Raw genomic sequence first — 20,652 nt, 5'->3', positions numbered from 1 at the left:
GGTGTCCAGCACGCCGCAGCGCGGATCGTCGCCCCCAGAAAGGACGCCCCCCGAGATGTCCCGTAAAGCCCGGCAGCGCACCAGTCGTCTCCCCATCCGGATGCAGTTGATGCTCCCGATCGCCGCGGCGCTCATGGGGATGCTGGTCCTCGGGCTGTTCCAGACCGTCAACGTCTGGGACGAGTACCAGAACGCGACGGACGCCGAGGTGCTCGCGGGGCTCTCCGCCGATCTCAACGACGCCCTGGAGGCGCACCGGCTCGAGGCCGGGCCCCTCGTGCAGTCGGTCATCAACGACGGCGGCGGCCAGTTCGACTCGGCGGTCGCCCGCCGCGAGACCGACTGGGCCTTCGACCACCTGGAGGAGAGCACGCCGTCGGTGACCGCGCGCTTCCCCGACCTGGAGGACGACCTCGCGTCGCTGTTCGCCAAGGCCGAGGACCTGGAGACCGCCCGCGCCGCGTTCGACCGCCTCTCCACCGGCGAGGCGGACATCGACGACGACGAGGTCGCCGACGCGTACCTGATCTACCGGGACGTCGCGAACAAGATCGTCTCGATCGCCGCGATCCTCCCCCGCCTCGTCGACGACGCCGAGGTCGCCGCGCACCTCGACTCCCTCGCGGCCCTCATGCAGGCCAGCCGGATCGCCGCCGAGATCCAGTTCTCGCTCGCCACCGACCTGGTGGGCCTCGCCGAGGACCAGGCGGTCGTCGTCGGGCGCTCCGAGCTCTCCAACGTGTCGTACCTGTCGGGGAACTTCGACCGCCAGATCACCGAGTTCCAGGCGAACGCCTCGGCCGAGACCAGCTCGGTGTACAAGGCCGCCATGGACTCCGAGGAGGTCGGGATCGCGCAGGAGGCCCTCGGGATCTACACCCGCGGGAACGTGCCGACGATCAGCCCCGAGGACTTCGCGAACGCGCAGGGCGCCATCGTCGCGGCCCTCGACACCACCCAGGAGTCGGTCCTCGACGCCATGCAGGCCGACGTCGAGCTCATCCGCGACGCGTCCTCGCGGACCCTGCTCACCACCTTCGCGCTGGTGATCGTGCTGGCCCTGACGTCGATCATCTCCGCGGCGATGCTGGCGCGGCGCATCAGCCTCCGCGTCGACGGCGTCCGCGAGGCGACCCTGACCGCCGCGTACGACACGCTGCCCAAGACCGTGGCCGCGGTGTCCCAGGCGGCCAACGCGGACGAGGTCGACCGGCTGCTCCAGACCGCGAAGCGCCAGACCGTCCAGACCTCCGACTCGCGCTACTCCGACGAGCTCGACAGCCTCGCGGAGGCGTTCAGCGCCGCGCACCACCAGGCGCTGCGCCAGACCGCGAACCAGGCCCTGCTGCGCATCGACGTCGAGGCGATGATGAAGACGCTCGCCCGCCGCGGGCAGAGCCTCATCCGCCGCCAGCAGCAGGTCATGGAGTCCCTGGTGGAGCAGGCCCCGGACCACGCGGTCCCGGAGGAGTGGCGCAGCGTCTACCACCTGCTGGCCCGCATGCGCCGCAACGAGGAGAACCTGCTCCTGCTCGCGGGCGGCGACCCGCAGCGCCGCTACAACCACCCGGCGAACCTCGACACGATCATCCGCGACGCGGTCGCCGAGATCGAGGACGCCGGCCGCGTCCTGGTCGAGAACCAGGTGTCGGCCCGCCTGGAGACCAAGCCCGCCGGCGACCTGGTGCGCATCCTCGCCGAGCTGCTCGACAACGCCGCCGCGTACTCGCCGCCGACCCAGTCGGTGCGGGTGACCTCGCGCCGCTCGGGGTCGGAGATCGTCATCTCCATCGCCGACGACGGCATCGGCCTCGCGCCCGAGCCGATGGCCGCGATCAACCGCCGCCTGGCCGAGCCGACCCAGCTGAACTCGGAGCTGACGGCGACCATGGGCCTCCTGGTGGTGGGGCGGCTCGCCGCCGAGCACTCGGTGAGCGTCCAGCTGCACTCGACGATGGGCAAGGGCACGCTCGCGCTGGTGCGCATCCCGGCGAGCGCCCACGCGGAGGACCCGGTGGGCCTGTCGCCGGACCTGACGGGCTCGGCCGCGCGCCTGGCGCTGTCGGCCCGCGCCGCGAACCTGCCGGTGACCGGGACGGGCGCCGAGACGGCCGCGCCGAGCGCCGTGGAGCCGATCGTGCCGCGTCCCCGCAAGGCCGGTCCGACCCCCGGGCCACGCCCCGTAGCTGGGGGAACACTCAACGGAGGCAAGGTCGCGCAGGCCCCTGCGGGCCCCGCGCCCGAGACGCTGGATGTTACCTTCAGGAAGGTGAACCGAGCACTCGAAAACTCCGGCAGGACCAACGGCGCCGAACTGCCCCGTCGCGCGCCGGGCTCCCGACTGCTCCCCGGCTCCGTCCCCACTGCCCGGCAGGGCGGCGGCGCCGATCTCGACCCGGCGGAGATCCGGGACCGGCTCGCCGGTTTCGCCTCCGGCATCGCGGCGGCCGCCGCGCACGAACAACGCCAATAGAAAGCAGCGAGATGGATAGCAAGGACAAGAACGTCGGTGAACTCGACTGGCTCCTGACCTCCTTCGTGGAGAAGGTCCCGGACGTCTCAGAGGCGCTCACGGTGTCCGTCGACGGCCTCGCCATCGCCGCCTCCAGGGGGCTGTCGACCGACCGGGCCGACCAGCTCGCCGCCATCACCTCCGGACTCGCGAGCCTGACGACGGGGGCCGCGAAGGTCCTCGACGCCGGCCGCATCCGCCAGTCCGTCATCGACATGGACGAGGGCGTGCTGCTGCTCATGGCCGTCGGCGACCGGGCCCAGCTCGCGGTCCTGGCCAACGCCGGCTGCGACCTCGGCCAGGTCGGCTACGAGACCGCCCTGCTCGTGAAGCGGGTCTACGCGGCGCTCGAGCCCGACGCCCGCGGCCTCTAGGCCCCGTAGGAGATTGCTCACCGCGCCGGGCCCCGCCCATCGACGGCCCGCGCGGAGGGCTCCCCGCCATGACCGGTCGCGGTCCCGCACGACGCGGTCGACCTGCGACGACCACTGAGCGCCCATCGAACCGTCACGCACCGCCACGCCGCACGGGCTGCGACCCTCCGCGTCGGCGGCGTTTCGCGGGGCTATGCTGCGTTCGCTACCTGGAAATGAATCTGGAGGCCCACAGGTGACCACGGTTGAGCCGAAGCTTGAGCCAACGCCTATCGTCGCGCGCCCCTGGCCGGTGCGCCGCGAGCCGAAGGGCTCCTGGCTCGCCCGAACCCTCCGCACGACCGACGCCAAGCAGATCGGCCTGCTCTACTTCGTGACGTCGTTCGCGTTCTTCGCGATCGGCGGCATCCTGGCCCTGCTGATCCGCGCGGAGCTGTTCCAGCCCGGCCTCCAGATCGTGTCCTCTGAGCAGTTCAACCAGCTGTTCACGATGCACGGCACCATCATGCTGCTGATGTTCGCGACGCCCATCGTGTTCGCGTTCGGCAACTACCTGGTGCCGCTCCAGATCGGTGCGCCCGACGTCGCGTTCCCCCGCCTGAACGCCTTCGCGTACTGGCTGTACCTGTTCGGCTCGACCCTCGCGGTCGCCGGCTTCATCACGCCCGGCGGCGCGGCCTCGTTCGGCTGGTTCGCGTACCAGCCGCTCTCGAACGCCGTGAACTCCCCCGGGATCGGCGCCGACATGTGGTTCGTCGGCCTCTCCATCTCGGGTGCGGGCACGATCCTCGGCGCCGTCAACATGATCACCACGATCGTGACGATGCGCGCGCCGGGCATGCTCATGTTCCGGATGCCGATCTTCACCTGGAACATCCTCATCACCAGCCTGCTGATGATCCTGGTCTTCCCGATCCTGTTCGCCGCGCTCCTCGCCGTCATGGCCGACCGCACCCTCGGTGCGCACGTCTTCGACGCCGAGACCGGCGGGGCGATCCTGTGGCAGCACCTGTTCTGGTTCTTCGGGCACCCCGAGGTGTACATCGTGGCGCTGCCGTTCTTCGGCATCGTCTCGGAGATCTTCCCAGTGTTCAGCCGCAAGCCGATCTTCGGCTACAAGACCCTCGTCGCCGCCACGCTGGCGATCGCGGGCCTGTCGATGGCGGTGTGGGCCCACCACATGTACGCCACGGGCGCGGTCATGCTGCCGTTCTTCTCGCTCATGACGTTCCTCATCGCGGTGCCGACGGGCGTGAAGTTCTTCAACTGGATCGGCACCATGTGGAAGGGGCAGCTGACCTTCGAGGCCCCGATGCTGTTCAGCATCGGCTTCCTGGTGACGTTCCTCCTCGGCGGTCTGTCGGGCGTCCTGCTGGCGAGCCCGCCGGTGGACTTCCACGTCTCCGACTCCTACTTCGTGGTGGCGCACTTCCACTACGTGCTGTTCGGCACGATCGTGTTCGCGGTCTACGCCGGCGTGTACTTCTGGTTCCCGAAGGTCGCCGGGCGCATGTACGACGAGCGCCTCGCGAAGGTCCACTTCTGGCTGACCTTCATCGGCTTCCACACGACGTTCCTGGTGCAGCACTGGCTCGGCGCCGAGGGCATGCCCCGCCGGTACGCCGACTACCTGGAGTCGGACGGGTTCACGACGCTGAACATGATCTCGACGATCGGCGCGTTCATCCTCGGCCTGTCGACGCTGCCGTTCATCTGGAACCTGTTCAAGTCCTGGAAGGCCGGCCGCGTGGTCGAGACCAACGACCCGTGGGGCTACGGCGGCTCGCTCGAGTGGGCCACCAGCTGCCCGCCGCCGCTGCGCAACTTCGACCGCCTGCCGCGCATCCGCTCGGAGCGCCCTGTCTTCGACGAGAAGTGGGGACACCTGGTCAAGGAGGTCAAGGGCCACTAGCCCGCGACCTCGCCGAAAAGCCCGGAAGCGCTGCTTCCGGGCTTTTCGCGTGCCCCGGAGGTGACATTCGGGTCGCGATCGCGCGCCTGGACTACCGGTGGGGCGGCGCCGTCACTAGGATCGGTGACATGAGCCGGGCACTGATCGTGGTAGACGTCCAGAACGACTTCTGTGAAGGCGGGTCGCTGCCCGTCGCGGGCGGCGCCGCGGTCGCGGCGGCCGTCACCGAACTCATCAGGGCCGCCCCGGGGCGCTGGGACCACGTGGTCGCCACCCGGGACTGGCACATCGACCCCGGTCTGCACTTCTCGGCCGAACCCGACTTCCGCGACTCGTGGCCGCCGCACTGCGTGGTCGGCACCGCGGGCGCGGGCTTCCACCCCGACTTCGACCACTCGCTCGCCGAGGCGGTGTTCGACAAGGGCGCCTACGAGGCCGCGTACTCGGGCTTCGAGGGCTCCTCGGGCGAGACGGGCCTGACCGAGTGGCTGCGCACGCGCGACGTGGACGCGGTCGACGTCGTCGGCATCGCCACCGACCACTGCGTGCGCGCCACGGCCCTCGACGCGGCCGCCGAGGGCTTCACGACCACCGTGCTCCTCGACTACACCGCGGCGGTCGCCGAGGAGACGAAGGCGAAGGCCCTCGCGGACCTCGAGAAAGCGGGCGTGGCCGTCGCATAGCGGTCGTTCGCCTGAAGGCGCAGTCCAACGGAGAGCAGGAGGGCGGGCCGGGGTTCCGGCCCGCCCTCCGTTCACGGCGTCTCGGCGACGTCGTCGGCGATGAGGGCCATGGCGCCGTAGTCGTTGGAGTTGTCGTAGTCGAAGGCGAACGCGTCGGAGCCGTAGGCGCGCATGTCGACCGAGACGTCGAAGTACGCCCCGCCGGCCTGCGCGTCCCCGCTCCACTCGTCGAACGGCGCGGGCGTCACGGTCCATTCCGCGCGCACGGTCTCGCCGGGCGCGAGCGCCTCGTACTCGGCGGTGGGCTCGCGCGCCTCGGTGCACGCGGGCAGGCCGTCGAGTCCGTCGACGGCGAGCGCCGGGTCGGCGCACAGCGACAGCGTGAACGCCTGGGACTCGTGGTCGCCCGCGTTGGTGACCGTGGCCTCGGCCGTCCAGGTGCCGTCGCCGTTGTCGCGCTTCTCGACCTCCACGGCGAGGTCGGTGATCCCCCACAGGTACGCGGTGTCGGTGACGTCCTCGAGGTCGGCGCCGGTGCGGTACCGGTAGATGTCGTAGTCGAGCGGCCCGGACTGGTCGGTGCCGTGGGGCTCGGGGACGAGCAGGAGCACGCCGGTGACCGCGGCGGGCGCGATGTCGAGCAGCGGGAACTCGTTCGTGTCGCCGAGGGCGACCGCCTCGGTGGCCTCCCAGCCGCCTTCGCCGTCGCCCGCGACGGACACCGCCTGGGTGACCAGCGCGTCGCCGGGGGTGCAGCCGAAGAGCGCGACCGCCTCGACCGGTCCGTCCTCCTCCAAGGTCGTCTGCACGACCTTGAGGAGCCGGATCTTCCCGTCGCCGTAGGCGCTCCCGGCGGCGTCGGTGATCGTGGCGGGCGCGACCGGGCAGGCGTCGTTCAGCTCGCCGGCGCCGGGGAAGAACTCGGGCAGTTCGATCTCGGCGCCGACGAGGTCGGTGAACGTCGGCAGGACGAGGTCGTCGCCGCCGGTGGCCTGGCCGTCGGGGACGCTGTTGGTGCCGCCGCCGGCCTCCTCGGGGGAGGTCTCGGCCTCGGTGGTCACCGCGGTGGTGTCGTCGGCGGGCGGCGGGTCGACCTCCTGGCCGTTGGACTCCTGGAGCCACCAGGCGGCGGGCACGGCCACGACAAGCGCGGCCAGCGCGGCGGCCATGGCGCCCTTGGTGGTCCGGCGCCGGCGCACCCTGCCGTGGATGACGGCGGAGTCGACCGGGTCGACCATGAGCTCGGCGGCGTGGGCGAAGTCGGCGAACGCCTCTTCGAAGAGGGTGTCGTCTGGCGTGCTCATCGCTGCTCCATCTCGTCTTGGACGGTGAGTCGGCCGGCGAGGGCGGCCTTCCCCCGGGTCAGCCAGGAGCGGACGGTGGCTTCGGCGACGCCTTCCTGCTCGGCGATCTCCGCGACGGTGAGGCCCGCCATGTACCGGAGGATCACGGCCTTGCGGTGGTGCTCGCCGATGCCGGCGAGCGCGCGCATGAGGTCGACGCGGTCGCCGTCCGGCGCCTTCTCGTGGGTCTCGCGCTGCCGGTTGAGGAAGCGCTGGACGACCCCGCGGCGGCGCAGGTGGCTGGTGGCGAGGTTCCAGGCCACGCGGCGCACCCACGCGGTGGGGTTCTCGTACTCGCGCACCTTCCGCCAGCGCGCGAGCGCGCGGCAGAACGCCTCGGCCACCAGGTCCTCGGCTTCGGCCCGGTCGCCGGTGTAGGCGTAGATCTGGCCGGTGATGACCCTGACGTTGGCGGCGTAGAAGTCGTCGAACTCGAGGCTGGCGCGCATCGGCAGCAGTTGCGCGGCGGCGCCGCCCTCCCCTGGTGGCGCAGAGCTGTCGCGGGTGGGCGTCATGGGGGCTCCTCGTTCACGGTGCGGCGGGTTGGGGGTCCGCATCAGATACACGAGCGCCGGTCCGCTTCTGATGCAGCCGGTGCCAGGTAATCCAGGCCACGTCCTTTCCGGACCCCGAAGGCCCCCGCGAGCGGTGCTCGCGGGGGCCGGGATCGCGGTCTACTCGGCGAGCAGGTGCGAGGTCATGTCGATCACCAGGCTCCAGTAGTCGTAGTCGGAGGGCTCCCGGGTCACGGCCCCGTCGTCGTCCAGGACGACCTTGTCGATCCAGTAGTCGTCCTCGTCGAGTTCGGCCTCGGGGGCCCACCGGCTGGCGAATCCGATGAGGAGCTCATAGCCCTCGTCGGTGGTGAAGAACCCCTTCAGGGTCTCGCCGCCGGGTTCGGAGTGGACGAGCTGCTCGGCGGTCCAGGTGCCGTCGCCGTCGTCGACGACGACCGCGGCCTGGAAGAGGATCTCGCCGCCGGTGTCGCATCCGAAGAGCCCCGCGAGGCTGAGGTCGCGGTAGTCGTAGTCGCCGGTGGCGACCAGGGCGCGGTCGGCCGCGGTGACGGCGGCGTACGTGACGCCCACGAAGAACGCCTCGCCCTCCACGTAGTCGCCGATGTCGCCGGCCCCCTGGTACATGCCGTTGCCGAGGACCGTGTCGCCGACGGTGCACGCCGCTTCGAGTTCGGCGTCGCCGGGCGCGAACGACGGCATGTCGACCGTGTCGCCGATGAAGTCGACCGAGTAGGCGGCGCCGACGTCCCCGCCGTCCGTCTCCACTTCGGATTCCGACTCCTCCGCCCCGAGCTCCGCCGCCCGGGAGGACTCCGTCGCGTCGGGTCCGAACGCCCCGGGCGGCGCCCCGGCCGGCTGGTCGGCTCCGGCGGCGTTGAGCAGGAGCCAGCCCGCCGGGGCCAGGAGGGCGAGGGCGGCGGCGCCCGCGGTGGCGCCGCGGCCGATGCGGCGGCGCTTCGCCTTGCGCCACAACGCGTCGGTGCCGGAGTGCTGGACTTCGGCGGTGGTGTCGGCGGTGTAGTCGGTGAAGACCGGTTCGAGCGGGTCGGGGGTGGCGGTCACGGATGCTCCTTGATGTCGTCGGTGCGCAGGCGCTCGGCGAGCGCGGTTCTTCCCCTGGCGAGCCAGGTGCGGACGGTCGACTCGGCGACGCCCTCCTGGTCGGCGATCTCCGCGCCGGTCATGCCGGCGATGTAGTGGAGGATGATCGCCTTGCGGTGGCGCTCGCCGAGGGCGGCGAGGGCGCGTTCGAGGTCGACGCGGTCGGGCCCGGGCCCTTCGACGTCGGCGATGCGCTGGCGGCGCAGGAAGCGCCGGATGAACGTGCCGCGCCGGAGCCTGGAGGTGGCGAGGTTCCAGGCGACGCGGCGGACCCAGACGGCGGGGTTGTCGTACCCGCCGATGGTCTTCCAGCGGGTCAGGGCCCGCAGGAACGCCTCGGCGACGACGTCCTCGGCTTCGGCCCGGTCGCCGGTGTAGGCGCGGATCTGCGCGGTGATCGGCCCGATGTTGGCGGCGTAGAAGGCCGCGAACTCGGCGCGGGGGTCGGGGGCGGCGCGGGATCGGTGCATGGCGGAGGTGGTGGCGGTCGCGGCCATGTGGCTCCTCGTGGTCGGGTTGCGGCGGTCGCACCCTCCACACGAACGGGGGCCCCGGCGCGTCTCAGCCGCGCGGGGGTTTTCTCAGGCGCTCATTTGCCGTAGCGGCGGTCGCGGGTGGCGAAGGAGCGGACGGCGCGCAGGAAGTCGACGCGGCGGAAGTCGGGCCAGTTGGAGTCGCAGAAGTAGAACTCCGAGTACGCCGACTGCCACAGCAGGAACCCGGAGATGCGCTGCTCGCCGGAGGTGCGGATGACGAGGTCGGGGTCGGGCTGGCCGGTCATGTAGAGGTGGCGGGCGATGGAGTCGGCGTCGATCGCCTCGGCGGCCTCCTCCAGGCCGGCGCCGGCGGCGGCCTGCTCGAGCATGAAGGAGCGCACGGCGTCGGCGATCTCGCGCTGGCCGCCGTAGCAGACGGCGAGGTTGACCTGCATGCCGCGCTTGTCGGCGGTGCGCTGCTGGGCGCGTTTGAGGGCGGCCTGGTGCTCCTCGGGGAGGAGGTCGAGGGCGCCGACCATGCGCAGCTGCCAGGGCTGGTCGTCGTCGGAGAGCTCGCCGGCGAGTTCGTCGATGATGTCGAGGAGGGGGTCGAGCTGGTCCTTGGGCCGGGAGAGGTTCTCGGTGGAGAGCAGCCAGATGGTCACGTGCTCGACGCCGAGTTCGTCGCACCAGCCGAGGAACCGCTCGATGTGCTTGGCGCCGGCGCGGTGGCCGTCGTTGGGGTCGGTCAGGCCCATGTCGCGGGCCCAGCGCCGGTTGCCGTCGACCATGACGCCGATGTGCCTGGGCAGCGGCTGTCCGGTCAGCTCGCGCGCGAGCCGACGCTCGTATATCCGGTAAAGCAGGTTCGAGATCGCCACAACCGGCAATTGTAGGCCGGGGTCCATCGGGCCCCGGCCCTGCCCGCTGCCGGTGACGGCTGGTTACCGCCCGTCGAGGCGCTGCTTGAGGGCGTCCAGCTCGGCCCACAGGACGGTGGGCAGGCGGTCGCCGAAGCGCGCGAACCAGCTCTCGACGAGCGGGACCTCCTCGGCCCACTCGGCGGGGTCGACGGCGAGGGCGGCGGCGACGTCGTCCTCGGTGAGGTCGAGGCCGTCGACGTCGAGGGCCGCGGGGGTCGGGCAGTACCCGATCGGGGTCTCGACGGCTTCGGCGCGGCCTTCGAGGCGCTCGACGACCCATTTGAGGACGCGGGCGTTCTCGCCGAAGCCGGGCCACAGGAAGCGGCCGTCGTCGCCGCGGCGGAACCAGTTGACGTAGAACACCTGCGGCATGAGGGCCTCGTCGGTGGCGGCCTTGCCCATCTCGATCCAGTGGCCGAAGTAGTCGGCGGCGTTGTAGCCGATGAACGGCAGCATCGCCATCGGGTCGCGGCGCACGACGCCCACTTTGCCGGTGGCGGCGGCGGTGGTCTCGGAGGAGAGCGTGGCGCCCATGTACACGCCGTGGACCCAGTCGCGGGCCTGGGTGACGAGCGGGACGGTGGTGGCGCGGCGGCCGCCGAAGAGGATCGCGTCGATCGGGACGCCGCGCGGGTCGTCGTACTGCTCGGCGAGCACCGGGCACTGCTTGATGGGCGTGCAGAAGCGGCTGTTGGGGTGGCTGGAGGGCTCCTCGGACTCGGGGGTCCAGTCGCGGCCCTTCCAGTCGACGAGGTGGCCGGGCGCCTCGCCCATGCCCTCCCACCACACGTCGCCGTCGTCGGTGAGGGCGACGTTGGTGAAGAGGGTGTGGCCCTTCTCGATGGTGCGCATGGCGTTGGGGTTGGTGTGGTAGTCGGTGCCGGGCGCGACGCCGAAGAACCCGTACTCGGGGTTGGAGGCCCACAGGCGGCCGTCCTCGCCGAAGCGGAGCCAGGCGATGTCGTCGCCGAGGGTCTCGACCTTCCAGCCGGGGATGGTGGGTTCGAGCATGGCGAGGTTGGTCTTGCCGCAGGCGCTGGGGAACGCGCCGGTCACGTGGTAGACCTTCCCTTCGGGGCTGGTGAGGCGCAGGATGAGCATGTGCTCGGCCATCCAGCCCTCGTCGCGGCCCATGGCGGAGGCGATGCGCAGCGCGTAGCACTTCTTCCCGAGGAGGGAGTTGCCGCCGTAGCCGGAGCCGAAGGACCAGATCTCGCGGTCGCCGGGGAAGTGGGAGATGTACTTGGTCTCGTTGCAGGGCCACGGGACGTCGGCCTGGCCGGGGGCGAGGGGGGCGCCGACGGAGTGGAGGCACTTGACGAACTCGGCGTCGCCGCCCATCCGCTCCAGGACCTGGGCGCCCATGCGGGTCATGATGTGCATGGAGGCGGCGACGTACGCGGAGTCGGTGAGCTCCACGCCGAACATGGGCTCGTCGGCGTCGAGGGAGCCCATGCAGAACGGCACCACGTACATGGTGCGCCCGCGCATGGAGCCGCGGTAGAGGCCGGTCATGGTCTCGCGCATGTAGTCCGGGGCGGTCCAGTTGTTGGTGGGGCCGGCGTCCTCGGGGTCCTCGGAGCAGATGAAGGTGCGCTCCTCGACGCGGGCGACGTCGCCGGGGTCGGTGCGGGCGAGGAACGAGTCGGGCTTGGCCGGGACCGGGACGAGGGTCCCGAAGGCGACGAGCTCGGCGGTCAGGCGCTCCCATTCGGCCCGGGAGCCGTCGCACCACACGATCTGGTCGGGGTTCGTCAGCTCGGCGACCTCGCCGACCCAGGCGAGCAGCCGGTGGTGGCGGGTGGGCGGATCGGTGAGTCCGATCGCGGGTTCGGTGTCGGCGGCGGTGGCCGCGGGCGCTGCGGCGGCTACGCCGGTGGCGACTTCGATGCTCACGGTGGCTCCTTCGGTCGGCTTCTGGGCACGGACGCGGGCGCTCCGGCCGGGGCCGGTCCTTCGGACGCTACGGGAACGGGCGCGAACGCGCAGGAACTCGTGCGTGATTGAACGGCCGTTGAACAGGTGTTCCGCCTGAGGGTTCCCTCTCGGTGCGCATTCAAGCTCGGAACGATCACAACTACTTGTGATTCCTGCTTCACCGCGCAGCATCGATCACCGGAGGCGGAATTTGACCGTCGCTCTCAACTAATGCGATCGGTTTCGATCATGGATCGAGCGCGTTAGATCGCCGTCACGAAAGCGTCACGAAACCATGACACCGCTGTGTCGGATCGTTTTACCGTGAAACGGCACACAGCAGGGCGAGTTGGGCGAAGATGCACAGCAGCAACACACAGCGACGAACCGTTGGAGACGCCGATGGCGCACCGTGAACCGGAACCGCAGCCGGGCCGCACCAGGACCGGGGTCGTCGCCTTCACGGTCGCCATCGTGCTCGTGACGGCGATCGTCCTGGTCTACTTCCTCATGCGGTGAGCACGACGAACGGGCGGAGGCGCATCGCGCCTCCGCCCGTGATCGATCGTGCTCAGACCGCCGGGCCCCGCCGGCGCAGGTCGTCGACGCTGAGCATCGCCTCCCGCAGCTCCTTGAGCCAGTCCTCCGCGTGCTGCTCCACCAGCCGCACGCACCACGCGAGCGCGTCCTGGCGCGACGCGGCGACCCCCGAGCCCACGAGCGTGTCGAGGATCAGCCGCTCGGGCTGGCGCAGCCGGGTCGTCACCGGCAGGGACTGGTGCGTGAAGACCATCGTGGTCGACCCGCAGCGCGCCCCCCACGACGCCTGCCGGTGGTACCGGTACTGGAGCTGCTGCGCGATCTGGACCCGCATGTCGCGGGTCGCCTCCCGGAAGCGGGAGATCCGGCCCTCCTCGGTCGCGGCGCGGTCGGACTCGGTGGCGTCCGCCGGGTGGTCCGGGGTCGGCAGCGGGCAGATGATGATCATCTCGTCGCGGTCGACCGTGACCTCCGGCATCCCGGCGATCCAGCCGTCGGGGACGATCCCGTAGATCCAGGCCGGGGCGTCGTCAGTGGACGGCAGCGGGCCGTAGTGCCACGAGCCGGTGTCGTCGATGGCGGCCATTGACGGGTCTCCTCACGTTTCAGGAACGCTCCAGGTGTACCCCATCGAGTCAAGCAGAGCCAAGTGAGGGCTCGCAAGCCTCGCCCGGCGCGGTCACAGTCCGCGCATGAAGAACCCCGCCAGCGCGCACACCGCGAACACCGCCGCGCCCACGCACGCGAGGGTCTGGCCCGGGCGCGGGCGCACCCGGTACTGCCAGGACAGCCACACCCCCAGCGCGATCGGGCCGGCCGCGATCCCCAGGAACAGGGTCAGCGCCGCGAACGCCTGGCGCACCGCCGAGCCGTCCGCGCGCAGCACCCCGAGCGCCACCGCCACCGCCAGCGCGCCGGTCGCGGCCCCGATCGCGGCGGCCGTCACCTCCGTGTGGCGGGGCGCCTCGATCGGGAGTTCACCCTGCCGGGCGAGCGCGAGCAGCCGCCCCGAGCGCTCCAGGCGGGTCCGGACCCGCTCGGTGTCGGGCTCGGGGTCGGGGACCCCCGCCGAGGGGGTCGGGCCGGTGCGACGGTGCCCCACGAAGTCGCCGAGAGCCCGCCACAGAATCGCGACGGCCTTGTCGGTCTCGGCCACCAGCGCCGCGGCGGCCACAGAGGACCGGTTCGCCTCGTCGCGCGAGGTGCGCGCGGCCTCGACGGCGGCGGCGAGCTTCGCCGACTCGTCGCGGTAGGCGGTGTCGGCGGCGCGGATCTCGGCGTCGGCGTCGGCGCGGTCCTCGAGGTACGCGGCCACGGCCCGCGCGTACTCGTTCGGGGCGCTCTCGGTGCTGGCGGTCATGGCGCTCCTCAGGGCAGGTCGAGCACGGCCGACGGGTTCGGCAGCAGCGCGGTCGTCCGGTACGGGATGACGACCTGCGGGACCCGGTGCCGGGCGCGGTCGAAGTAGAGGCCGCGGCGGGTACGCGGGTACCAGGCGGGGCCGCCGCTGGCGGGCGAGAGCGGCGCCAGCTCGGGGCCCTGGACGTCGAGGGCGAGCCAGGCGTCGACGGCGTCGAAGCGGGCCGAGAAGCCGCCGAGGTCCTCGCGCAGGCGCGGCACCGAGCGCCACCAGCCGAGCGTGTGGAGGTGGCGTTCGGGGCCGTCGATGAGCATGGCGCGCAGGCGGGCCGACCCGGCCGCGTCGAGGCGGGCGGACCCGGCGTCGACGGCGTGGAAGAGGTTGAGGCGGAGCATCCCGTCGCAGCGGGACTCCCAGTCCTTGCACGCGGCGTCGAGGTCGTCGTGCCAGTCGACGTCGGCGCCCTCGGTCTCCAGGGCGGCGGCGAGCGCGAGCGCGGAGGCGGCGGCGTCGGGTTCGAGGCAGCAGATGTCGACGCCGATGCGCTGGCCGCGTTCGCTGGCGCCGCGCGCGGCGGTGAGCGCGGCGGCGGCGAGGATGTCGGCGGCCTCGACGGTGCGGGTGCCGAGGACGGCGAGGTTGCGGCCGGGGGCGCGGTGGAGCGCGAGCGCGGCGCCGCGGGAGGCGACGTCGATGGTCTGGCCCAGGAGCGCGGTCTCGGGTTCGGGGACGGCGGTGGTGAGGTCGGGGACGTGGTCACCGTCGAAGAGCGCGGGCGGCTCGTTGTCGCTGGCGCGGGCCTCCCACAGACGCTGCTGGAGGGGCTCCCAGGCGTCGGCGTGGCCGGCGTTGGGGACGGCGACGACCCGGTTGGCGCCGGTGTGGCCGGACTCGTCGTTGACGACGGCGTGGAAGCGGGCGACGGTGTCGGCGGCGTGGTTGGACTCGGCGAGGACCCTGCGGGCCTTGGGGAGGGCGATGCGGAGCGTGAACTGGGCGACCAGGCTGGGGCGGCCCCACAGGGCCTCGATCCCGGCGATGTCCTGCGAGGCGAGGACGAGGTGGATGCCCTGGCTGCGGCCGCGGCGGGCGAGGTCTTCGAGGAGCTGGACGGCTTCGTCGGTGACGGCGTCGCGGGCTTCGAGGAGGACCTGGAACTCGTCGACGACGGCGACGATGCGCGGCCAGTGGCCGTCGGGGTCGGCGTCGCGGAGCTCTTCGAGCTTGGTGGCCTCGTGGGCCTTGGCGGCCTCGGCGCGGCGGCGCAGCTCGTCCTTGAGGTGGCGCAGGAGCGCGAGGCCGAACTCGCGGTCGTCGTTGATGTTGACGCCGACGAGGCGCACGTGCGGGAGCCAGGTGGGGTCGCGGCGCCCGGAGGCGAAGCGCGCGAAGGAGACGCCCTCTTTGAAGTCGAGGAGGTACAGCGCGAGCTCGTCGGGGCTGTAGTTCGAGGCGAGTCCGGCGATCCAGGCGTAGAGGAGGTTGGTCTTGCCCGAGCCGGAGGGGCCGCCGACGAGGGCGTGGGGCGGGTTGTCGCCGAGGGCGATCCTGGCGACGTCCCCGGCGGCGGTCTCGCCGATGGGGGCCTGGAGGCCGGTGGCGGAGGAGGCGTTCCACAGCCGCTGCGGGAGCAGGTCGACCAGGCGCGCGGGTTCGCGGCCGGCGCGGTGCTTCTCGGCGATGAGCTTGGCGGCCTTGGTGACGGCGGTGGAGGGCGGCGGCGGGTCGAGTTCGACGGTGGCGCCCGGGAGCGCGGTGGCGCCGGTGGCGGTGAGGCGCGGGAGGTCGGCGGGTCCGGCGTCGTCGTCGCCGACGATGACGAGGTGGACTCCGGCGGCGACCCCGGTGCGGCGCAGGCGGGCGAGCTGGGCCTGGTCGTGGGCGGGCCAGGCGGCGAGGTCGGCGTTGAGGAGGACGAGGACGCGCCAGGGCTCGGGGCGCCGGCCGGTGGCGGCGGCGAGCGCGGCGAGTGATTCGTGCTCGCCGGCGAGGACATCGGCGTTGACGCGGCGGACGGTCTCCACGAGGGCGTCGAGCTCGTCGCGCAGGCCCGAGGGGCCGACGAAGGAGAGCAGTCCGGCCTTGCCGAGCGCGGCGAACGCGGACAGGGACCCGCCGAGGCGCTCGGGGTCGTACATGTGGAGGCGCACGAGCCCGGCGGGCACGGATCCGACGGCGCGGAGCAGCAGCCCGGGAAGCGCGTGCGCCGCATCGGTGTCGATGCGCAGGTGCGAGCGGTCGAGCAGCGGAATGAGCGCGGGGAGTGAGGTCTCGGTCACTGAGGGTCCTGGATTGTCGTACCCCCCTGCCACAATGGACGAGCCGGCTGATGCAGTCGCGGCCCCCGGAGTGATCCCTCCGGCGGCGGCGAGGTCATCGCCACTCTCGACCGGAGCGCGCCCGGTCGAGGCGGTCTCCGGCATGGCGGTGGAGGTGGTGGGTGGGGTGGGGGGGAGGGAGGGCCCCCGAAGCGGTGCGGAGCTGTCGGCGATGCGGCCGACGCGAAGCAGCGGCGCGGGCCCGCGCCCGAGACCCGACTCCGTCTTCCATTCGCTCCACAGTGCCCCCGCGGCGGCGGGCGCCGCGAGCGCGGCGGCGGCGAGGGCGGCGCGGTGGCCGGCGTCGACGGCGGCGGCTTTGCGGGCTTCGAGCGTGGCGGTCATCTTGTCGTGGATGCGCCGCAGCTGCGTCTGCTTGCGGCTCGCGTCGCCGATGACCTGCTCGGCGCGCCCGCGCTCGGACTCGGCCCGCTCGGCGGTGCGCTCGGCGAGGAGGCGGGCCTCGCCGCGGGCGCGGCCGAGCTCGTCGCCCATGGCCGCCACCAGTCTTCTGCGCCAGCTGCTCATGTCCGGGGCCTCCGCTCGGTCGTCTCGTGCGCGTCTTGCGGGCGCTGCCTGGGCAGGCGGTGCATGGCGGCGACCAGCACGGGGCCGATCGCGGCGGTGCGGGCGGCGTCGTCGCCGGCCCCGGCGCCGAGAGTGCACGCGGAGGCGAGCGCCTCGGCCACGTGGAGCGGTTCGGCCCCGGGCACGAGGGCGCGGACCTTCGCCACGCACTTGTCGCGCAGAACAGGGACGTCGCTCGCGTTCGGGTTGCGGCCCAGGTGCTCGGCGGCGAGGCTGCGCACGAGCGGCCAGGCGAGGCCCGGGAGCTTGACACCGGTCTCGGGGCCGGCGTCGCGCAGGCGCTTGCAGTAGGCGTCGGCGTTGCCCTCGCCGGCGGCCTTGAGCAGGTCGTTGAAGAGGCGGGTCGGGGGGACCTTCTCGGGTTCGGCGTCGCCGGCGCGGTCGCACAGCTCGTTGACGCGGTCGGTCCACCACTGCCGCGGGTCCACCGGGGGCGGTGCGGCGGCGGGGGCGCCGCGGTCGGGCGCGGCCTGGGCCGGGGCGGGCCCGGCGCCGGCGCCGATGGCGGCGAGGTAGTCGTCGACGGCCTCGCTCGCCTCGGCGAGGCGGGTGCGGGCGGCGTCGAGGCGCTCGCGGGCGGAGCCGAGCTTGTGGAGGCCCACTTCGGCGTTGGACTCGCGGGCGGCCTCGGCGAGTTCGGACTGCGCGGCCTCGAAATGGCGGTCGGCGGTGTCGAACGCGGGGAAGGGGAGGTCGGCGGCCAGGGCCTTGAGGCTCCCGGCGAGGGCGGCGACGTCCACAGGGGTCTCCGTTCTAGAGGGTCGCGGCGTACGCCTCGGCCTGCTCGGCCGCGGCGAAGGTCGCGGCCAGGGACTGCTCCAGCTCCGCGGCGGCCTGCGCGAGCGCGGCCTGGGCGGTGGCGACGGAGTCGTGGCCGGAGCCGGCGGTGACGGCGGTCAGGCCGCCCTGGGCGGCCTCGATGTTCTGGCTGGCGGCGGAGATGGCGGCCTGGCCGTCGCGGACCTGCTGGAGGGCGGCGGCGATGGCGGACTTGAGTTCGGCGACGCTCACGGTGGACACGCGCTTATTCTCGCGGAGATCCCGCCCACTTTCCGTGATGATGTCGCAACCCGGCGTGTCTGGTTTGTCGGATTCCCGACTGTCCAGTGACAACCAGTGTTGCTTTCGATGCATTTTTAGGTGGCGCAGTGACGTACCTCCCAACTACAGTGTGATTACCAACAGGGCAGAGCCGGTCTTACGGTTCGCAAGCTTCACCGAAGCCGGCCCTCACACATCGACACCCGGGAGGCGACCGTGCCAGTGCAACGCACTTACGTCCTCGACACTTCGGTTCTGCTGTCAGACCCAGGAGCGTTCTCACGGTTCGACGAACACCACGTGGTCATCCCGCTCGTCGTAGTCAGCGAGCTCGAGGCCAAACGCCACCATCCCGAGCTGGGCTGGTTCGCCCGGGAGTGCCTCAGGCGCCTCGACGAACTGCGCATCAAGCACGGTCGTCTCGATCAGCCCATCGACATCGGGGACCACGGCGGCTCCATCCGGGTCGAGCTCAACCACGTGGACACCTCCGGGCTCCCGGCCGGGTTCGCGCTGGACACGAACGACTCCCGCATCATCGCCGTCACCCGGGCCCTCGGGCTCGAGGGCGCCGACGCCGTCCTGGTCACCAAGGACATGCCGCTGCGGGTCAAGGCGTCCGCGGTCGGCATCCCCACCGAGGAGTACCGGCACGGCCAGGCGGTCGACCCGACCTGGTCGGGGATGGCCGAGCTCGCGGTGTCGGACGAGGTGATCGACGCCCTGTTCGACGGCGGCGACGTCGACCTCCCCCACGACGTGGAGCTGCCCTGCCACACCGGCCTCGTGCTCAACGGCACGGGCTCGAAGGCGCTGGGCCGCGTCACCGTCGACAAGAAGATCCGCCTCATCCGCGGCCGCGAGGCGTTCGGCATCCACGGCCGCTCGGCCGAGCAGCGCGTCGCCATCGACCTGCTGCTGGACCCCGAGATCGGGATCGTCTCGCTCGGCGGCAAGGCCGGCACCGGCAAGTCCGCGATGGCGCTGTGCGCGGGCCTGGAGCAGTCGCTGGAGCGCGAGCTGTTCAAGAAGGTCATCGTCTTCCGCCCCCTGTACGCGGTCGGCGGCCAGCAGCTCGGGTACCTGCCCGGGTCCGAGGGCGAGAAGATGAGCCCCTGGGGCCAGGCGGTGTTCGACACGCTCGGCGCGGTCACCAACGACCACGTCATCTCCGAGGTCGTCGAGCGCGGGATGCTCGAGGTCCTGCCGCTGACGCACATCCGCGGCCGCTCCCTGCACGACGCGTTCGTCATCGTCGACGAGGCGCAGTCGCTGGAGCGCGGGGTGCTGCTCACGGTGCTCTCCCGCATCGGGCAGGGCTCCAAAGTGGTCCTCACCCACGACGTCGCCCAGCGCGACAACCTGCGGGTGGGCCGCTTCGACGGGGTCGCCAGCGTCATCGACGTGCTCAAGGGCCACCCACTCTTCGCGCACGTGACACTTACGCGCAGTGAGCGTTCGGAGATCGCCGAGATGGTCACCAACCTGCTGGAGGGCTGACCGGCCAGCTCTGGCATGCTGTGTCCCGGGCGTCTGTGGACAGACGCCCGGGACACAGGAGTAGAGCGCATGATCCCACTGCTGACCCGCTACGGCGCGAAGATCGCCGCCGTGCTCGTCCTCGCACTGGGGGCCGTCATCGTCGTCAACGCCGTGACCGACGACCCCGCCGAGCAGGACGCCCAGCACCCGAGCCAGGCCGCCGCCGAGCAGCAGGCCGAGGCCGAGGAGGCGTACGAGGAAGTCCGCTACCTGCACGTCAACTACATCGACGAGACCGCCGGCGCCGCGGTCGACGTCAAGGCCGACGCCCTGGCGGACTTCGCCGCCGACCGGGCCGCGAGCCTGAACAGCGCCCAGGAGGACGCCGACCAGGCGGAGGCCGAAGCGGAGGCCGAGGCCGAGGCGAACACCAACCCGACGTCGGTCGACGTCCCGTCGGACTGCTCCGACTACTCCGGAAACAAGGCCACGGGCTGCGCCATGGCGCTCGAACGCGGCCACGACCTGGAGCAGGTCGGCTGCCTCGTCGCCCTGTGGGACCGCGAGTCCGGTTGGAACGAGTACGCGGCCAACGGGATCGGCGCCTACGGCATCCCGCAGGCCCTGCCCGGCGACAAGATGGCCAGCGAGGGCTCCGACTGGGAGACCAACCCGGTCACCCAGATCAGCTGGGGCCTGGGCTACATCGAGGGCCGCTACGGCTCGCCCTGCGAGGCGTGGAACCACTCCGAAGAGGTCGGCTGGTACTAGCGACAGTGAACGGGGCGGGCGCACGAGCGCCCGCCCCGTTCCACCTCACTCCCCCTTCTCCTCCTCCCCCAGGAGCCCCCTGTGATCCCCAAGCTGACCCGCCACGCCGCGCGGATCGCCGCGGTCCTCGTGCTGGCCCTCGGGGCCGTCATCGCGGTCCTGGCCGCGACCGACCGGCCCGCCGACGAGGACGCCCAGCACCCGAGCAACGCCGCCGCCGAGAACCAGGCCGACGCCGAGGCCGCGTTCGACGAGGCCCGCTCGCACCACATGAACTACATCGCCGCGACCGCCGGGGCCGACGTCACCGTCAAGGCCGCGGCGGTCGCGGAGTACGCCTCGGACAAGGCGCAGGGCCTGGACGACGCCCAGGAGGACGCCGACCAGGCCGCCGAGGAGGCCGCGATGAACACGAACCCGACGTCAGTCGAGGTGCCGGCCAGCTGCGGCGAGTTCTCCGGGAACCGGGCCACCGGCTGCGCGATCACCCTGGAGCGGGGCTACGACCTCGAGCAGTTCGCCTGCCTGGAGCTGCTGTGGAGCAAGGAGTCCGGCTGGAACGAGCTCGCCGAGAACTCCATCGGCGCCTACGGCATCCCCCAGGCGTACCCCGGGAACAAGATGTCCAGTGAGGGCGACGACTGGGCGACCAACCCCGTCACCCAGATCCTGTGGGGCCTGGGCTACATCGAGGGCAAGTACGGGACGCCCTGCGACGCCTGGGCGTACTCCGAGGCCGAGGGCTTCTACTGACGCGGTGCGGGTCTTGAGGTAGCCGCCGATGACGACCAGC

At 72.0% G+C, this 20,652-nt stretch carries 18 protein-coding genes; 7 read left to right on the top strand and 11 right to left on the bottom strand.

Annotation, left to right across the window (positions count from 1 at the left end; all coding sequences use genetic code 11):
* The first annotated feature begins 100 nt into the window (after positions 1–100).
* The 4 genes from BLS99_RS17685 to BLS99_RS17670 all read left to right on the top strand — a co-directional run bounded on the left by BLS99_RS17685 (position 101) and on the right by BLS99_RS17670 (position 5,481).
* A complete protein-coding gene (locus BLS99_RS17685; RefSeq protein ID WP_143034854.1) occupies positions 101–2,473 on the top strand; it encodes a sensor histidine kinase in 2,373 nt (790 codons plus the stop codon).
* Positions 2,474–2,484: 11 nt separating this feature from the next.
* A complete protein-coding gene (locus BLS99_RS17680) occupies positions 2,485–2,886 on the top strand; it encodes a roadblock/LC7 domain-containing protein (protein WP_091052626.1) in 402 nt (133 codons plus the stop codon).
* A 235-nt stretch (positions 2,887–3,121) separates the two neighbouring features.
* A complete protein-coding gene (gene ctaD / locus BLS99_RS17675) occupies positions 3,122–4,798 on the top strand; it encodes an aa3-type cytochrome oxidase subunit I (RefSeq protein WP_091052623.1) in 1,677 nt (558 codons plus the stop codon).
* Between the two features lie 128 nt (positions 4,799–4,926).
* On the top strand, positions 4,927–5,481 hold the full coding sequence (locus tag BLS99_RS17670; protein ID WP_091052620.1) for an isochorismatase family protein: 555 nt from the start codon (positions 4,927–4,929) through the stop codon (positions 5,479–5,481).
* Between the two features lie 71 nt (positions 5,482–5,552).
* On the opposite strand, the gene BLS99_RS17665 is transcribed toward BLS99_RS17670, so the two are convergent.
* From BLS99_RS17665 to BLS99_RS17615, 11 genes are all read right to left on the bottom strand, one after another.
* Positions 5,553–6,785, bottom strand: coding sequence for a hypothetical protein (locus BLS99_RS17665; protein ID WP_091052618.1), 1,233 nt, complete (start codon positions 6,783–6,785; stop codon positions 5,553–5,555).
* The gene (locus BLS99_RS17660) at positions 6,782–7,339 is read right to left on the bottom strand and encodes an RNA polymerase sigma factor (RefSeq protein ID WP_218126596.1); all 558 of its coding nucleotides are present in this window, start codon (positions 7,337–7,339) and stop codon (positions 6,782–6,784) included. The genes BLS99_RS17665 and BLS99_RS17660 overlap by 4 nt, the downstream gene beginning before the upstream one ends.
* Before the next feature lie 159 nt (positions 7,340–7,498).
* Positions 7,499–8,404: a hypothetical protein gene (locus BLS99_RS17655; protein WP_091052613.1), complete on the bottom strand. Its 906-nt coding sequence runs from the start codon at positions 8,402–8,404 to the stop codon at positions 7,499–7,501.
* Positions 8,401–8,940 (bottom strand): RNA polymerase sigma factor, encoded by a 540-nt coding sequence (locus tag BLS99_RS17650; protein ID WP_218126593.1) that lies wholly within the window; start codon positions 8,938–8,940, stop codon positions 8,401–8,403. Before BLS99_RS17650 ends, BLS99_RS17655 begins: the two co-directional genes overlap by 4 nt.
* A 92-nt stretch (positions 8,941–9,032) precedes the next feature.
* The gene (locus BLS99_RS17645) at positions 9,033–9,800 is read right to left on the bottom strand and encodes an isoprenyl transferase (RefSeq protein WP_091052610.1); all 768 of its coding nucleotides are present in this window, start codon (positions 9,798–9,800) and stop codon (positions 9,033–9,035) included.
* A gap of 63 nt (positions 9,801–9,863) precedes the next feature.
* Positions 9,864–11,666, bottom strand: a complete 1,803-nt coding sequence (locus tag BLS99_RS17640; protein ID WP_342761287.1) for a phosphoenolpyruvate carboxykinase (GTP) — start codon at positions 11,664–11,666, stop codon at positions 9,864–9,866.
* Positions 11,667–12,330: 664 nt separating this feature from the next.
* Entirely contained in the window at positions 12,331–12,885 is a 555-nt protein-coding gene (locus tag BLS99_RS17635) for a hypothetical protein (RefSeq protein ID WP_091052604.1), read from the bottom strand.
* Positions 12,886–12,978: 93 nt separating this feature from the next.
* Entirely contained in the window at positions 12,979–13,659 is a 681-nt protein-coding gene (locus tag BLS99_RS17630; RefSeq protein ID WP_091052602.1) for a hypothetical protein, read from the bottom strand.
* A gap of 8 nt (positions 13,660–13,667) precedes the next feature.
* A complete protein-coding gene (locus BLS99_RS17625; protein WP_245712289.1) occupies positions 13,668–16,505 on the bottom strand; it encodes an FtsK/SpoIIIE domain-containing protein in 2,838 nt (945 codons plus the stop codon).
* Positions 16,502–17,305 carry a hypothetical protein gene (locus BLS99_RS17620; protein WP_091052600.1) on the bottom strand — a complete coding sequence of 268 codons (804 nt, stop codon included), beginning with the start codon at positions 17,303–17,305 and terminating at the stop codon, positions 16,502–16,504. Before BLS99_RS17620 ends, BLS99_RS17625 begins: the two co-directional genes overlap by 4 nt.
* Positions 17,306–17,318: 13 nt before the next feature.
* On the bottom strand, positions 17,319–17,585 hold the full coding sequence (locus BLS99_RS17615; protein WP_198667119.1) for a hypothetical protein: 267 nt from the start codon (positions 17,583–17,585) through the stop codon (positions 17,319–17,321).
* 216 nt (positions 17,586–17,801) lie between these two features.
* Here BLS99_RS17615 and phoH2 point away from each other — a divergent pair, with 216 nt between their 5' ends.
* The 3 genes from phoH2 to BLS99_RS27060 all read left to right on the top strand — a co-directional run bounded on the left by phoH2 (position 17,802) and on the right by BLS99_RS27060 (position 20,612).
* Complete coding sequence (gene phoH2, locus BLS99_RS17610; RefSeq protein ID WP_425432621.1) at positions 17,802–19,106, top strand: RNA 5'-3' helicase PhoH2; 1,305 nt, start codon at positions 17,802–17,804, stop codon at positions 19,104–19,106.
* Between the two features lie 69 nt (positions 19,107–19,175).
* Entirely contained in the window at positions 19,176–19,859 is a 684-nt protein-coding gene (locus BLS99_RS17605) for an aggregation-promoting factor C-terminal-like domain-containing protein (protein WP_091052596.1), read from the top strand.
* A gap of 81 nt (positions 19,860–19,940) precedes the next feature.
* Entirely contained in the window at positions 19,941–20,612 is a 672-nt protein-coding gene (locus BLS99_RS27060; protein WP_091052594.1) for an aggregation-promoting factor C-terminal-like domain-containing protein, read from the top strand.
* Positions 20,613–20,652: the final 40 nt, after the last annotated feature.

This window comes from Glycomyces sambucus, from assembly GCF_900102815.1.
GTDB classification, from domain to species: Bacteria; Actinomycetota; Actinomycetes; order Mycobacteriales; family Micromonosporaceae; genus Glycomyces; species Glycomyces sambucus.
Note: the sequence above shows the minus strand (reverse complement) of the source record. Positions and strands in the feature narration are given on the sequence as shown.

Coding starts and splice junctions, on each gene's coding strand:
- BLS99_RS17650 (WP_218126593.1), bottom strand. CDS start 8,940: ATGGCCGCGACCGCCACCACCTCCGCCATGCACCGATCCCGCGCCGCC.
- BLS99_RS17605 (WP_091052596.1), top strand. CDS start 19,176: ATGATCCCACTGCTGACCCGCTACGGCGCGAAGATCGCCGCCGTGCTC.
- BLS99_RS17665 (WP_091052618.1), bottom strand. CDS start 6,785: ATGAGCACGCCAGACGACACCCTCTTCGAAGAGGCGTTCGCCGACTTC.
- BLS99_RS17635 (WP_091052604.1), bottom strand. CDS start 12,885: ATGGCCGCCATCGACGACACCGGCTCGTGGCACTACGGCCCGCTGCCG.
- BLS99_RS17685 (WP_143034854.1), top strand. CDS start 101: ATGCAGTTGATGCTCCCGATCGCCGCGGCGCTCATGGGGATGCTGGTC.
- BLS99_RS17670 (WP_091052620.1), top strand. CDS start 4,927: ATGAGCCGGGCACTGATCGTGGTAGACGTCCAGAACGACTTCTGTGAA.
- BLS99_RS17625 (WP_245712289.1), bottom strand. CDS start 16,505: ATGAGCAGCTGGCGCAGAAGACTGGTGGCGGCCATGGGCGACGAGCTC.
- BLS99_RS17660 (WP_218126596.1), bottom strand. CDS start 7,339: ATGACGCCCACCCGCGACAGCTCTGCGCCACCAGGGGAGGGCGGCGCC.
- BLS99_RS17630 (WP_091052602.1), bottom strand. CDS start 13,659: ATGACCGCCAGCACCGAGAGCGCCCCGAACGAGTACGCGCGGGCCGTG.
- BLS99_RS17680 (WP_091052626.1), top strand. CDS start 2,485: ATGGATAGCAAGGACAAGAACGTCGGTGAACTCGACTGGCTCCTGACC.